This is a genomic window from Alcaligenes endophyticus, from assembly GCF_026344035.1.
Taxonomy (GTDB): domain Bacteria; phylum Pseudomonadota; class Gammaproteobacteria; order Burkholderiales; family Burkholderiaceae_B; genus Alcaligenes; species Alcaligenes endophyticus.
This window is the reverse complement of sequence record NZ_JAPKND010000008.1, coordinates 119957-132171: the sequence shown is the minus strand read 5'-3', so window position 1 is coordinate 132171 and position 12215 is coordinate 119957. Positions and strand designations below refer to the sequence as shown.

At 49.8% G+C, this 12215-nt stretch carries 20 protein-coding genes; 19 read left to right on the top strand and 1 reads right to left on the bottom strand.

Annotated features, from left to right (window positions below; translation table 11 throughout):
• Nucleotides 1–65 precede the first annotated feature (65 nt).
• From rplN to rplQ, 18 genes are all read left to right on the top strand, one after another.
• Nucleotides 66–434: a 50S ribosomal protein L14 gene (gene rplN / locus OSH01_RS13745; RefSeq protein ID WP_266124687.1), complete on the top strand. Its 369-nt coding sequence runs from the start codon at nucleotides 66–68 to the stop codon at nucleotides 432–434.
• A 10-nt stretch (nucleotides 435–444) separates the two neighbouring features.
• The gene (rplX, locus tag OSH01_RS13740) at nucleotides 445–765 is read left to right on the top strand and encodes a 50S ribosomal protein L24 (RefSeq protein ID WP_266124686.1); all 321 of its coding nucleotides are present in this window, start codon (nucleotides 445–447) and stop codon (nucleotides 763–765) included.
• Nucleotides 766–776: 11 nt separating this feature from the next.
• The gene (gene rplE, locus OSH01_RS13735) at nucleotides 777–1316 is read left to right on the top strand and encodes a 50S ribosomal protein L5 (RefSeq protein ID WP_266124685.1); all 540 of its coding nucleotides are present in this window, start codon (nucleotides 777–779) and stop codon (nucleotides 1314–1316) included.
• A gap of 11 nt (nucleotides 1317–1327) precedes the next feature.
• On the top strand, nucleotides 1328–1633 hold the full coding sequence (rpsN, locus tag OSH01_RS13730; protein ID WP_266124684.1) for a 30S ribosomal protein S14: 306 nt from the start codon (nucleotides 1328–1330) through the stop codon (nucleotides 1631–1633).
• Between the two features lie 11 nt (nucleotides 1634–1644).
• Nucleotides 1645–2040, top strand: a complete 396-nt coding sequence (gene rpsH, locus OSH01_RS13725; protein ID WP_266124683.1) for a 30S ribosomal protein S8 — start codon at nucleotides 1645–1647, stop codon at nucleotides 2038–2040.
• A gap of 13 nt (nucleotides 2041–2053) precedes the next feature.
• The gene (gene rplF, locus OSH01_RS13720; RefSeq protein ID WP_266124682.1) at nucleotides 2054–2587 is read left to right on the top strand and encodes a 50S ribosomal protein L6; all 534 of its coding nucleotides are present in this window, start codon (nucleotides 2054–2056) and stop codon (nucleotides 2585–2587) included.
• A 21-nt stretch (nucleotides 2588–2608) separates the two neighbouring features.
• Nucleotides 2609–2962, top strand: a complete 354-nt coding sequence (rplR, locus tag OSH01_RS13715; protein WP_266124681.1) for a 50S ribosomal protein L18 — start codon at nucleotides 2609–2611, stop codon at nucleotides 2960–2962.
• Between the two features lie 15 nt (nucleotides 2963–2977).
• Nucleotides 2978–3499 carry a 30S ribosomal protein S5 gene (gene rpsE, locus OSH01_RS13710; protein ID WP_266124680.1) on the top strand — a complete coding sequence of 174 codons (522 nt, stop codon included), beginning with the start codon at nucleotides 2978–2980 and terminating at the stop codon, nucleotides 3497–3499.
• 3 nt (nucleotides 3500–3502) lie between these two features.
• Nucleotides 3503–3688: a 50S ribosomal protein L30 gene (gene rpmD / locus OSH01_RS13705; RefSeq protein WP_266124679.1), complete on the top strand. Its 186-nt coding sequence runs from the start codon at nucleotides 3503–3505 to the stop codon at nucleotides 3686–3688.
• A gap of 11 nt (nucleotides 3689–3699) precedes the next feature.
• Nucleotides 3700–4140 (top strand): 50S ribosomal protein L15, encoded by a 441-nt coding sequence (gene rplO, locus OSH01_RS13700; RefSeq protein ID WP_266124678.1) that lies wholly within the window; start codon nucleotides 3700–3702, stop codon nucleotides 4138–4140.
• Nucleotides 4141–4152: 12 nt separating this feature from the next.
• Nucleotides 4153–5478, top strand: a complete 1326-nt coding sequence (secY, locus tag OSH01_RS13695; protein ID WP_266124677.1) for a preprotein translocase subunit SecY — start codon at nucleotides 4153–4155, stop codon at nucleotides 5476–5478.
• 6 nt (nucleotides 5479–5484) lie between these two features.
• On the top strand, nucleotides 5485–5703 hold the full coding sequence (gene infA / locus OSH01_RS13690) for a translation initiation factor IF-1 (RefSeq protein WP_003805361.1): 219 nt from the start codon (nucleotides 5485–5487) through the stop codon (nucleotides 5701–5703).
• A gap of 32 nt (nucleotides 5704–5735) precedes the next feature.
• Nucleotides 5736–5849 (top strand): 50S ribosomal protein L36, encoded by a 114-nt coding sequence (gene rpmJ / locus OSH01_RS13685; protein ID WP_003805360.1) that lies wholly within the window; start codon nucleotides 5736–5738, stop codon nucleotides 5847–5849.
• A gap of 34 nt (nucleotides 5850–5883) precedes the next feature.
• Nucleotides 5884–6249: a 30S ribosomal protein S13 gene (gene rpsM, locus OSH01_RS13680; protein WP_266124676.1), complete on the top strand. Its 366-nt coding sequence runs from the start codon at nucleotides 5884–5886 to the stop codon at nucleotides 6247–6249.
• 14 nt (nucleotides 6250–6263) lie between these two features.
• Nucleotides 6264–6662, top strand: a complete 399-nt coding sequence (rpsK, locus tag OSH01_RS13675; RefSeq protein ID WP_266124675.1) for a 30S ribosomal protein S11 — start codon at nucleotides 6264–6266, stop codon at nucleotides 6660–6662.
• A gap of 11 nt (nucleotides 6663–6673) precedes the next feature.
• Nucleotides 6674–7297, top strand: coding sequence for a 30S ribosomal protein S4 (gene rpsD / locus OSH01_RS13670; protein ID WP_266124674.1), 624 nt, complete (start codon nucleotides 6674–6676; stop codon nucleotides 7295–7297).
• Between the two features lie 139 nt (nucleotides 7298–7436).
• Nucleotides 7437–8420, top strand: a complete 984-nt coding sequence (locus tag OSH01_RS13665) for a DNA-directed RNA polymerase subunit alpha (protein WP_266124673.1) — start codon at nucleotides 7437–7439, stop codon at nucleotides 8418–8420.
• Nucleotides 8421–8559: 139 nt separating this feature from the next.
• Nucleotides 8560–8946: a 50S ribosomal protein L17 gene (gene rplQ / locus OSH01_RS13660; RefSeq protein ID WP_266124672.1), complete on the top strand. Its 387-nt coding sequence runs from the start codon at nucleotides 8560–8562 to the stop codon at nucleotides 8944–8946.
• 80 nt (nucleotides 8947–9026) lie between these two features.
• Here rplQ and OSH01_RS13655 read toward each other — a convergent pair whose 3' ends face one another.
• A complete protein-coding gene (locus OSH01_RS13655; protein WP_266124671.1) occupies nucleotides 9027–11294 on the bottom strand; it encodes an FdhF/YdeP family oxidoreductase in 2268 nt (755 codons plus the stop codon).
• Between the two features lie 267 nt (nucleotides 11295–11561).
• Between OSH01_RS13655 and OSH01_RS13650 the strand changes: the two genes are divergently transcribed.
• Nucleotides 11562–12110 carry a flavin reductase family protein gene (locus OSH01_RS13650; RefSeq protein ID WP_266124670.1) on the top strand — a complete coding sequence of 183 codons (549 nt, stop codon included), beginning with the start codon at nucleotides 11562–11564 and terminating at the stop codon, nucleotides 12108–12110.
• The last annotated feature ends 105 nt before the right edge of the window (nucleotides 12111–12215 follow it).

Sequence of the window (12215 nt, the reverse complement as noted above, 5' to 3'; positions counted from 1 at the left end):
AAAACTGGTTGTGCGGCCTAGCCATTGTGGCGGGACTTTGCAATTAAGTTGGAACAGGAACAATCATGATTCAAATGCAGACCACGCTGAACGTGGCCGACAACACAGGTGCGCGTGAAGTAATGTGCATTAAAGTGTTAGGCGGCTCGAAGCGACGTTATGCCGCTATTGGTGACATTATTAAAGTCACTGTTAAAGAGGCGGCTCCGCGCGGGCGCGTCAAAAAAGGCGAAATTTATAACGCTGTGGTAGTTCGTACTGCCAAGGGTGTACGCCGTAAAGACGGTTCGCTGATTCGTTTTGGTGGCAATGCCGCCGTATTGCTCAATGCCAAGCTGGAACCCATTGGTACTCGCATCTTCGGACCCGTTACGCGCGAATTGCGTACCGAGAAGTTCATGAAGATCGTGTCCTTGGCTCCTGAAGTGCTGTAAGGAGCGCAAGATGCAAAAAATTCGTAAAGGCGACGAAGTTATCGTGCTAACGGGCCGTGATAAAAAACGCCGTGGCACAGTGCTGCAACGCGTCGATGCAGACCACGTTATCGTGGAAGGCATTAATGTGGTGAAAAAACACGTGAAAGCTAATCCTATGGCTGGCACGCAAGGCGGTATTGTTGATAAAACGATGCCTATCCACATCTCCAACGTTGCTTTGTTTAACCCAGAAACCGGTAAAGGCAGCCGCGTAGGTATTCAGGTCATTGATGGCCAGAAAACACGTGTGTTTTTGCCTAGCGGCAAAGCTGTTGGCGCTAAAGCGTAAGGGGTATAACAATGGCACGTTTACAAGATTTTTATCGCGAAAAAGTAGTTGCTGAGTTGCAAAAACAATTCAACTACGACAGCGTAATGGAAGTACCGCGCATCACAAAAATCACTCTGAACATGGGTGTTTCTGAAGCCGTTGCTGACAAGAAAGTTATCGACAACGCTGTTTCTGACATGACAAAAATTGCTGGTCAGAAGCCTGTTGTTACCAAAACTCGTAAGGCTATCGCTGGTTTTAAAATCCGCGAACAGTACCCGATCGGTTGCATGGTAACTCTGCGTGGTCAACGTATGTACGAATTCCTGGATCGTCTGATCGCTGTGGCACTGCCACGCGTGCGTGACTTCCGAGGTGTTTCCGGACGTGCGTTTGACGGTCAGGGAAACTACAACATGGGGGTTAAAGAGCAAATCATTTTCCCCGAGATCGAATACGACAAAATCGACGCAGTTCGTGGCTTGAATATTAGCATCACGACTTCTGCCAAGACAGACGAAGAAGCGAAAGCGTTGTTAGGCGCATTCAGCTTCCCGTTTCGTAACTAAGGGGCGACAAAGTGGCTAAATTATCACTTATCAACCGCGATATTAAACGCGCTAAGCTGGCAGAAAAATTTGCCCCTAAGCGTGCGGCGTTGAAAGCTATTATTGACGACCAGTCCAAGTCCGATGAGGAGCGTTACCAGGCCCGTCTGCAATTGCAGCAACTGCCTCGCAATGCCAACCCAACTCGTCAGCGCAACCGTTGTGCTGTTACTGGGCGCTCACGTGGTGTCTACAAGAAGTTCGGTTTGACTCGCCATAAAGTGCGCGAAATGGCAATGCGCGGCGAGATTCCCGGTATGACTAAGGCCAGCTGGTAGGAGAATACATTATGAGCATGAGCGATCCAATCGCCGATATGTTGACCCGCGTGCGTAACGCGCAGATGGTCAACAAAACATCGGTTAGCATGCCCTCCTCGAGGCTGAAAGCAGCAATTGCTGCTGTGCTGAAAGACGAAGGCTACATTGAAGATTTTCAAATCGTTGGCGAAGCAGCCAAACCAGTTTTGGAAATCACCTTGAAATACTATGCCGGCCAGCCAGTTATTGAGCGTATTGACCGTGTGTCACGCCCAGGACTGCGCATTTACAAAGGCAGCGCCAGCATTCCACAAGTCATGAACGGCTTGGGTGTTGCTATCGTATCCACCTCTCGTGGTGTGATGACCGATCGCAAAGCACGCGCCGCTGGTGTTGGTGGCGAAGTGCTGTGCTACGTGGCATAAGGAGAATATTCATATGTCACGTATTGCTAAATACCCCGTTTCTTTGCCTAAAGGCGTAGAAACAACAATTGCTGCTGATCAGATTACTGTTAAGGGCCCATTGGGTACCTTGGTTCAGTCTCTGACCGGTGATGTCAACATTGAGCTTCAAGACGGTCAGTTGTCTTTTGTTGCGGCGAATGATAGCCGTCATGCAAATGCAATGTCCGGTACCGTGCGTCAATTAGTCAACAACATGGTTGTTGGTGTAAGCGCCGGTTTTGAGCGTAAATTGAGCCTGGTTGGCGTGGGTTTCCGTGCTCAGGTTCAGGGTACCGCCTTGAAGCTGCAGCTTGGTTTTTCGCACGATATCGTGCACGAACTACCTGAAGGCATTAAAGCCGAGTGTCCTACTCCGACTGAGATCGTGATTAAGGGCTCTAACAAGCAGGTGGTTGGTCAGGTTGCCGCAGAAGTGCGTGGCTATCGTCCACCAGAGCCTTACAAAGGCAAAGGTGTGCGTTACGTCGACGAGCGCGTCATCCTCAAGGAAACCAAGAAGAAATAAGCCTGCAGGCAAGGACGAATCATGGACAAAAAACAATCCCGTATGCGTCGTGCAGTGGCAACTCGCCGAAAAATCAGCGAGTTGCGTGTACACCGCCTTGCGGTGCACCGCTCGAATACGCATATTTACGCGAACATCATCTCCCCCGAGGGAGATCGTGTGCTCGTCAGCGCATCGACGCTCGAGCCCGAAGTACGCAAAGAACTGGCCGCTGGCAGCAATGTCGAAGCAGCCGCCTTTATTGGCAAGCGTGTTGCCGAGAAAGCGAAAGCAGCAGGTATCGAACAGGTTGCTTTTGATCGCTCAGGCTTTCGTTACCATGGCCGCGTGAAAGCGCTGGCTGATGCCGCGCGTGAAGCCGGCTTGAAATTCTAATAAAGGAATTATCAAATGGCTAAAGCACAAGGCAGACAGGCTCCCGAGCAAGAACGCGACGACGGCCTGAAAGAAAAAATGATCGCGGTTAACCGCGTAAGTAAAGTGGTTAAGGGCGGCCGTACCATGAGCTTCGCCTCACTAGCAGTAGTTGGTGATGGTGATGGTCGTATTGGTATGGGTAAAGGTAAAGCACGTGAAGTGCCTGTCGCTGTACAGAAAGCTATGGAACAAGCCCGTCGCGGTTTGATCAAAGTTGCTTTGAACAATGGCACCTTATACCACTCCGTAGTTGGCAAGCACGGTGCATCTACCGTTCTAATTTCGCCAGCGGCAGAAGGTACCGGCGTTATCGCTGGTGGCCCAATGCGTGCGATTTTCGAAGTAATGGGTGTACGTAACGTAGTCGCCAAGAGCCTGGGTTCTAGCAACCCATACAACATGGTTCGCGCGACAATTAATGGTTTGCGTGCCTGCTCGACACCGTCTGAAATTGCTGCTAAACGTGGCAAGTCAGTAGAAGAAATTCTGGGGTAAGTCATGGCACAGAAACAAATTAAAGTTACTCTCGTGCGTTCTGTTATTGGCACAAAACAAGATCACCGCGACACAGTGCGTGGCTTAGGTCTTCGTCGTGTTAACAGCAGCCGTGTATTGCTTGATACTCCTGAGATTCGTGGGATGATCCGTAAAGTGGATTATCTGGTCACGGTTTCAGAAGCCTGAAAGGAATCGGGATGTCAGAATTACAATTGAATAATCTTAAGCCAGCCGCCGGCGCTAAGCATGCACCTCGCCGTGTTGGTCGTGGTCCAGGTTCGGGTTCGGGTAAAACCGCCGGACGTGGTCACAAAGGTCAGAAATCTCGTTCAGGCGGTTTCCATAAAGTAGGCTTTGAAGGCGGTCAGATGCCTTTGCAGCGTCGCTTGCCTAAACGTGGGTTTACTTCCCTGAACGGTCATCTGTACGCTGAAGTTCGCTTGTCTGAAATTCAAAAAATTGACGCCGAAGAAATCGACGTGCAAGTTTTGAAACAGGCTGGCATCGTTGGCCAGATGGTTCGCTATGCGAAAGTCATCAAGTCTGGTGAACTTACCCGCAAGGTTGCACTGAAAGGCATTACTGCTACTGCTGGCGCACGCGCTGCGATCGAAGCAGCTGGCGGTTCGCTGGAATAATAAGGGGTTACGGTGGCAAAAGCTCAGGCACAGAGTAAAGCAGGTCCACGCTACGGCGACTTAAAACGCCGTCTTGTGTTTCTGTTGCTCGCCCTGATTGTCTACCGCTTGGGTACACATATCCCTGTGCCAGGCATCAATCCTGATGCCTTGTCCGAACTGTTTTCACAGAACCAAAGTGGTATTTTGGGGCTGTTTAACATGTTCTCTGGGGGTGCACTGGAGCGTTTTTCAGTGTTCGCACTGGGAATCATGCCGTATATTTCTGCATCGATTATTATGCAGTTGATGACGGCAGTAGTGCCCACGCTGGAAGCAATCAAGAAAGAGGGTGAGTCGGGTCGTCGTAAGATTACGCAATACACGCGCTATGGCACGGTCTTTTTGGCCTTGTTCCAAGCAGTGGGTATTTCCGTAGCACTGGAGTCCCAGCCCGGTCTAGTGATCGACATGGGTATTATGTTCCGGATTACGACGGTAGTCACGTTGGTTACCGGCACCATGTTTCTCATGTGGCTAGGTGAACAGATTACCGAGCGAGGCTTGGGTAATGGTATTTCCATACTCATCTTTTCCGGGATTGTTGCAGGCCTGCCTAATGCTTTAGGGGGTGTGCTCGATCTGGTACGCACGGATTCCATGTCGATTCTGTCGGCTCTGTTTATCCTGCTTCTTGTTGCTGCCGTAACGTACTTCGTCGTTTTTGTTGAGCGTGGGCAACGTCGCATCACGGTCAACTATGCCAAACGTCAGGTAGGTAACCGCATTTATGGTGGACAAAGTTCGCACTTGCCACTGAAACTGAATATGGCTGGGGTGATTCCTCCAATTTTCGCCTCGTCTATTATTCTGTTGCCAGCGACAATTGCTAATTGGTTTTCCAGCTCTCCCGGTTTGGGGTGGTTGCGTGAAATCGAAGCAGCTTTATCACCACGTCAGCCGCTTTACATTACTCTGTTTTCCGCGTTGATCATTTTGTTCTGTTTCTTTTATACGGCTTTGGTGTTTAATAGTCGTGAAACAGCAGACAATCTGAAAAAGAGCGGAGCTTTCGTACCAGGGATACGTCCCGGCGAGCAAACAGCGCGTTATATCGATAAGATCTTGATGCGCTTAACCCTAGCCGGTGCTATCTACATTACCTTGGTATGTTTGGTTCCAGAGTTCTTGCAAATGCACTGGAATGTACCGTTTTATTTTGGTGGTACTTCCTTGCTGATTATTGTTGTAGTAACCATGGACTTCATGGCGCAAGCGCAAGCTTACGTTATGTCTCAACAATATGACTCGCTGCTCAAGAAGGCTAACTTCAAGGGCTCGGGCCTGCCAATGCGGTAAATAGATATGGCAAAGGACGACGTCATACAAATGCAGGGCCAGGTTCTGGAGAACCTGCCTAACGCAACTTTTCGTGTCAAGCTAGAAAATGGCCACGTAGTGTTGGGGTACATTTCAGGCAAGATGCGTATGCATTACATCCGGATTCTGCCGGGTGACAAGGTTACGGTGGAGCTTACTCCCTATGACTTGTCCCGTGCACGAATTGTGTTCCGCTCGAAATAAGCGGCCCGGTTACAGGAAACTAGGAGTCAACCATGAAGGTAATGGCATCAGTAAAGCGGATTTGCCGCAACTGCAAAATCATTAAACGTCATGGCGTGGTACGTGTCATTTGCACTGATCCCCGTCATAAGCAGCGTCAAGGCTAATGCCGAAACGCAACCGATTTATTAAGGAATAACCATGGCTCGTATTGCCGGCATTAATATCCCGCCGCATCAACACGCCGAAATCGGTCTTACCGCGATTTTCGGTATTGGTCGCACTCGTGCTCGCAAAATTTGCGAAGCTTCGGGCATTGAGTACTCCAAGAAAATCAAAGACCTGACAGACGCAGAGTTGGAGCGCGTACGTGAACAAGTTGGCGTATTCACCGTAGAAGGTGATTTGCGTCGTGAAGTACAGCTTTCGATCAAACGTCTGGCTGATATGGGTTCTTATCGTGGCATGCGTCATCGCCGCGGTTTGCCCGTACGCGGTCAGCGCACACGCACAAACGCTCGTACCCGTAAAGGTCCGCGTCGTGCAGCAGCGTCTCTGAAGAAATAATCGAGGAATAGAAGATGGCTAAAGCTTCTGGCAGCGCAGCTCGCGCACGCAAGAAAGTCAGAAAGAGCGTAGCGGACGGTATCGCCCACGTACACGCTTCTTTCAACAACACGATCATTACGATTACTGACCGTCAGGGCAATGCTTTGTCCTGGGCAACGTCAGGTGGCGCAGGCTTTAAAGGTTCGCGCAAATCTACTCCGTTCGCCGCGCAGGTTGCTGCTGAAAATGCAGGTCGCACCGCGATGGAATACGGTATTAAAAATCTGGAAGTCCGCATCAAGGGACCCGGCCCAGGCCGCGAATCCTCTGTGCGTGCTCTGAATGCATTAGGTATCAAAATTACCAGCATTGCAGACATCACACCGATTCCGCATAACGGTTGCCGTCCACCCAAGCGTCGTCGGATTTAAGGGGAAGTTACGTGGCTCGTTATATTGGACCTAAATGTAAACTCTCGCGTCGCGAGGGTACCGATCTGTTTCTTAAAAGCGCTCGTCGTTCACTGGATTCCAAGTGCAAACTAGAATCCCGTCCCGGCCAGCACGGTCGTACTTCGGGTGCTCGCACTTCCGATTTCGGCCTGCAGTTGCGTGAAAAACAGAAACTGAAGCGTATGTACGGTGTACTGGAAAAACAGTTCCGTAAATACTTTGTAGAAGCTGATCGCCGCCGTGGTAACACAGGTGAAACCTTGATCCAGTTGCTGGAAAGCCGCTTGGACAACGTGGTTTACCGCATGGGTTTCGGCTCTACACGTGCTGAGGCGCGTCAGTTGGTTACTCACCGTGCTATTGAAATCAATGGTCGCACTGCTGACATCGCTTCTATGATGGTTAAAGCAGGTGATGTGGTTTCTGTACGTGAGAAAGCAAAAGCTCAAGCTCGTATTAAAGAGTCCTTGGATTTGGCTACTGGCAACGGTCTACCTCAGTGGGTAGAAGTTGACGCCGGTAAATTGTCGGGTGTATTCAAGCAGATCCCAGATCGTGCTGACGTTGCACACGATATCAACGAATCTTTAGTCGTTGAATTGTATTCGCGCTAATTAGCCGAGTATTACGTTCATCAAAGCCCACTTCCCGTCTTTTTCGGTAAGTGGGTTTTGTGATCATCCTCGCTGGCTTTGTCCAGTTTCCGTCAGCCTTATCGGTGTAACGAGCCGAGGGTATTGAAAAGGAAATCGCATGTCTCAAGGTTTTTTGAAACCCCGTTCGATTGAAGTCGAAGCAATCAGCAAGAATCACGCTAAAGTGATTATGGAACCTTTTGAGCGTGGCTATGGCCATACTCTGGGGAACGCTTTACGTCGTATTTTGCTGTCCTCCATGACGGGTTATGCTCCTACCGAGGTGCAAATCACCGGTGTTGTGCACGAATACTCTACTTTACCTGGAGTTGGTGAAGATGTGGTTGACGTGTTGCTGAACCTCAAAGGGGTGGTGTTCAAGCTGCATAGCCGTGAAGAAGTGACGTTAGTGTTGCGCAAGGAAGGTGCTGGTCAAGTATTGGCTAGCGACATTGAGCTGCCTCACGATGTAGAGATCATCAATCCTAATCACGTGATCGCCAACTTAACTGATGATGGCAAATTAGAAATGCACATCAAAGTTGAGCAGGGTCGTGGTTATGTACCTGGTAATGTCCGAGCGTTGTCCGACGATCGCAGTCACACTATTGGTCGTATCGTCTTGGATGCGTCGTACAGTCCTATTCGCCGCGTCAGCTATGCTGTCGAGAACGCTCGCGTTGAACAGCGTACCGACTTAGATAAATTGGTGTTGGATATCGAAACTAACGGTATCGTTACTCCAGAAGAGGCTGTGCGTCAGGCTGCACGTATTTTGATGGATCAAATCTCGGTATTTGCTGCTTTGGAAGGTGTGGGCGAGTCCTACGAAGCTCCTCAGCGTGGTGCACCGCAGATCGATCCAGTATTGCTGCGTCCAGTTGATGATTTAGAGTTGACAGTGCGTTCCGCTAATTGCCTGAAAGCCGAAAATATTTACTATATCGGTGATCTGATCCAACGCACTGAGAACGAATTGCTTAAGACACCTAACCTAGGCCGTAAGTCTTTGAACGAAATCAAAGAAGTATTGGCTGCACGTGGCTTAACCTTGGGTATGAAACTCGAGAACTGGCCGCCGCTAGGCTTAGAGCGTCCTTAATTTTGTTTATCCCAAGAATGTCTTCTTGGGATAAATGGAAGTACCAACCTGGTCCGCAGCAATGCTGATAGAAGAACCAGGCTTGTAACGGCTACACGTGTTGTGTAGTGGTAACTAGATTCATTTTTAGGAAAATCTTATGCGTCACCGTCATGGTTTGCGTAAACTCAATCGCACTAGTAGTCACCGTTTGGCCATGTTCCGCAACATGTCCGTTTCTTTGTTGACTCACGAAGCGATCAAAACAACCTTGCCTAAAGCAAAAGAACTGCGTCGCGTTATCGAGCCGCTGATCACGCTGGGTAAGAACCCTACTTTGGCTAACCGCCGCTTGGCGTTTGCCCGTTTGCGTGATCGCGACGCGGTAACCAAGTTGTTCGAAGTCATCGGTCCTCGTTATAAAGAGCGCAATGGTGGTTACACACGCGTTCTGAAAATGGGCTTCCGTCAAGGCGACAACGCTCCCATGGCTTTCATGGAATTGGTTGATCGTCCTGAAGTAGAGCAAGAAGACGCAGCGGAATAAGCTTTTTAGCTTTTCCTATGCAAAGCGGACTCTTACGAGTCCGCTTTTTTTGAACCTCCAAAGGTTCGATGCTACGTAGTTCAACTTAGCGCATGTTCAACTTTCTGCAATGTGACAGGGATGGATTTGTATGCGGGCACGTCGCTGTGATGATCCTTAGCGTCTAAGCTTACTAGGCAGTTTGCTTCCGGAAAGTAGGTCGCTAAAGAACCTGATGAGATAGCATGCGAGACCAGTGTTAATCCTCTAAGTTTACGCTCACCCGAGATTACGTCGACCACATCGCCCTCTGTTAGCCCTAACTCTTCTAAGTCTTGTGCGTTAGCAAATAGCACGTCGCGCCTTCCGCTGATGCCGCGATAACGGTCGTTCAGACCATAAATGGTGGTGTTGTATTGATCGTGGCTGCGCACTGTCGTGAGCGTAAAGCGGCTATCGTCTTGACCATCATCTTCATCGCTGCCTTCCATGACTAGAAAGTGCGCTTTGCCATCAGGTGTACCCCATTTTCGTTCGCTCGCCCCTACGGTTAAGCGAAATCCGCCAGGTATGTGGATACGCTGATTGAAATTGTGGAAGTCAGGGTATACCGCTTCTATTTTGTCGCGTATTAAATCATAATCGTCCACCAAAGATTGCCAGTCGACAACGGTATGGGGGATAGTGGCCATTGCTAAACCAGCCACAATAGCAGGCTCTGAGCGTAGTTCAGTAGAGGCAGGCTTAAGGAAGCCAGCTGAAGCGTGAACCATAGACATAGAATCTTCTACAGTAATGGCTTGCCTACCACTGCGTTGTATATCTAGTTCGGTTCTGCCCAAGCAGGGCAAGATAATAGTTTCGGTGGCAGTTAAAAGGCAGGTGCGATTTAGTTTGGTGACGATTTGTACATTCAATTTAAGTTTGCGGAATGCCGGGTAGGCGATATCTGGGTCGCTCATCGCCGTAGCAAAGTTACCGCCTAAGCCGATAAAGGCTTTAGATTCGCCTTTGTGCATGGCAGCTAGCGCGTTGACGGCATTGTGACCATGCTGACGAGGGCTGTTAATGCCGAATACTTTATCTAACTGGGCTAAGAAAGCTTCAGTAGGAATTTCGGTAATACCGACTGTGCGATCGCCTTGAACGTTAGAATGGCCACGCAAGGGGCATATGCCTGCGCCAGGTCGTCCCATATTGCCACGTAACAGAAGTAAATTGGTCATTTGCTGTATGACTTCTGTACCATGGCGGTGTTGGGTGACGCCCATGCCATAACAGAATATGGCGCTTTCTGCCTCCCAGTAGATTTTGGCGGCGGCTTCAATTTGAGCACGGGTTAATCCCGAGCGGCGAACTAAGGCTTCCCAGGGTGAGGCGTCGATATCTGCTTTTAAGGCATCATAACCCACGGTGTGTTCAGCGATGAATACCCGGTCTAACAGCCCTTTACCTCCGTTAGCAAGCTCCGCCTTGTCAGCCGCCAGCAAAGCTTTAATCATGCCTTTAAACAAGGCTACATCGCCGCCGACCTTAACTTGAAAGTAAGCCTGATCTATCGTTGTATGGCCGTCAGAGAGCATTTGTGTAGGCGATTGCGGGTCCTGGAACATTTCCAAACCGCGTTCACGCATGGGGTTAATCGCTACCACCGTTTTGCCACGTTGTCTGACCTGGGCAAGCGTTCTAAGCATTCGGGGGTGGTTGGTGCCCGGGTTGTGACCAATACAGAATACCGCGTCGGTGACCGCAAAATCGTCTAAAGTAACGGTGCCTTTGCCTACTCCTATGGACTTAGGCAAGCCCACGCTGGTGGATTCGTGGCACATGTTGGAGCAGTCTGGAAAGTTATTGTGGCCAAATTCCCGGCCGAAAAGCTGGTATAGAAAAGCAGCCTCATTCGAGGTGCGCCCCGAGGTATAGAATTCTGCTTGAGTGGGGCTATCTAGGTTTTGCAGGACGTGTCCAGCGCGTTCAAAGGCTTCAGACCAGCTGATGGGTACAAAGTGATCGGTGCTAGCATCGTAGCGCATTGGCTGTGTTAGGCGTCCTTGATCCTCGAGTGCATAGTCTGACCATGACCATAACTCAGTGACGCTATGCTGGGCAAAGAATTCTGCCGTGACTCGTTTTGGCGTAGCTTCCCAAGTCACTGCTTTTGCGCCATTTTCGCAGAACTCAAATGAGGAAGTATGTTTTGGGTCGGGCCAAGCACATCCTGGGCAATCGAAGCCTAACGGCTGATTCATTTTTAGCAACGCACGCGTATGACTGCTAGCCCCCATTTCGTCGCGGACTGCGCCAGCAACTGCTTTTAATGCGTCCCAGCCCCCTGCGGGGTGAGTGTAGTCTTTTATTCCTTTTGGCATTTCATACGCCTCCTTGCTGGTGTATTAATGATAGCGAGCGCTATTAAGTGAGCTACTTCAAAGGATGGTAACAGAAAGGGGTATGTGGGCCGGGGTTATGGATAATTTTTTATTCGTGAATAAACATATGATGCTGTAGGCGTTGTAGAGCTCTTATAGTGGCTAAATATAATAAGTTTATGCAGCAAGACATAGCGCTGGCATGGTAATGTGTTGAGACATAGAAGGCATAGGGGCCTTCTTTTTGTTTCTACGAGTATTGTTGTCATGACTGTCATAGCCGATGCACTTATCGCCGATAACGTGCTGGAGTCTCCAGAAGGTATTACGCCGTCTGCTTTTAAACAAGCCATGCGCCACCTTGGTGGCACGGCGTGCGTGATTACGGTTAGCCATGGAAATATGCTGGGAGGCTTAACAGCAACCTCTGTGACCGCCGTTTCCGCTGAACCTGCCGAGATATTGGTGTGTGTGAATCAAAGCTCCTCGGCTTGGCCCCTATTGCGTGACAGTGGTTTATTTGGTGTGAATGTCCTGGGTGCAGAGCAGCGCCAGTTAGCAGAGCAGTTTGCCGGAGTAGGTGGCCTGAAGGCAGGCGAGCGTTATCAGGGGCACCCATGGCGTCGCTCGCCTCAAGGTATTTTTTTGGCTGAAGAGGCGCCGGCTGCATTGGCGTGTGAAACTGTACATATTGTCGAGCGCCATAGCCATGCTTTAGTCTTTGGGCGAGTGCTGCTGGTGCATCATGCCCAGCAGGCATCTGCTTCCCCTTTACTCTATTGGAATGCGGGGTTTGGGCAGTTTGTAGCAAAGTAAACCTGATCTATTTTTTAACAAAGCAGCCGCGCTTAAGCGCAGGCTGCTTTTTTATTGGCTTATACAGTACTGATGGCCGGATAGGGCACTTGATGTGGAGTGATG

Excerpts from the sequence above, each read along its gene's own strand:
- rplN (WP_266124687.1), top strand. The coding sequence starts at position 66 with ATGATTCAAATGCAGACCACGCTGAACGTGGCCGACAACACAGGTGCG.
- rplX (WP_266124686.1), top strand. The coding sequence starts at position 445 with ATGCAAAAAATTCGTAAAGGCGACGAAGTTATCGTGCTAACGGGCCGT.
- rplE (WP_266124685.1), top strand. The coding sequence starts at position 777 with ATGGCACGTTTACAAGATTTTTATCGCGAAAAAGTAGTTGCTGAGTTG.
- rpsH (WP_266124683.1), top strand. The coding sequence starts at position 1,645 with ATGAGCATGAGCGATCCAATCGCCGATATGTTGACCCGCGTGCGTAAC.
- rplF (WP_266124682.1), top strand. The coding sequence starts at position 2,054 with ATGTCACGTATTGCTAAATACCCCGTTTCTTTGCCTAAAGGCGTAGAA.
- rplR (WP_266124681.1), top strand. The coding sequence starts at position 2,609 with ATGGACAAAAAACAATCCCGTATGCGTCGTGCAGTGGCAACTCGCCGA.
- rpsE (WP_266124680.1), top strand. The coding sequence starts at position 2,978 with ATGGCTAAAGCACAAGGCAGACAGGCTCCCGAGCAAGAACGCGACGAC.
- rpmD (WP_266124679.1), top strand. The coding sequence starts at position 3,503 with ATGGCACAGAAACAAATTAAAGTTACTCTCGTGCGTTCTGTTATTGGC.
- rplO (WP_266124678.1), top strand. The coding sequence starts at position 3,700 with ATGTCAGAATTACAATTGAATAATCTTAAGCCAGCCGCCGGCGCTAAG.
- infA (WP_003805361.1), top strand. The coding sequence starts at position 5,485 with ATGGCAAAGGACGACGTCATACAAATGCAGGGCCAGGTTCTGGAGAAC.
- rpmJ (WP_003805360.1), top strand. The coding sequence starts at position 5,736 with ATGAAGGTAATGGCATCAGTAAAGCGGATTTGCCGCAACTGCAAAATC.
- rpsM (WP_266124676.1), top strand. The coding sequence starts at position 5,884 with ATGGCTCGTATTGCCGGCATTAATATCCCGCCGCATCAACACGCCGAA.
- rpsK (WP_266124675.1), top strand. The coding sequence starts at position 6,264 with ATGGCTAAAGCTTCTGGCAGCGCAGCTCGCGCACGCAAGAAAGTCAGA.
- OSH01_RS13665 (WP_266124673.1), top strand. The coding sequence starts at position 7,437 with ATGTCTCAAGGTTTTTTGAAACCCCGTTCGATTGAAGTCGAAGCAATC.
- rplQ (WP_266124672.1), top strand. The coding sequence starts at position 8,560 with ATGCGTCACCGTCATGGTTTGCGTAAACTCAATCGCACTAGTAGTCAC.
- OSH01_RS13655 (WP_266124671.1), bottom strand. The coding sequence starts at position 11,294 with ATGCCAAAAGGAATAAAAGACTACACTCACCCCGCAGGGGGCTGGGAC.
- OSH01_RS13650 (WP_266124670.1), top strand. The coding sequence starts at position 11,562 with ATGACTGTCATAGCCGATGCACTTATCGCCGATAACGTGCTGGAGTCT.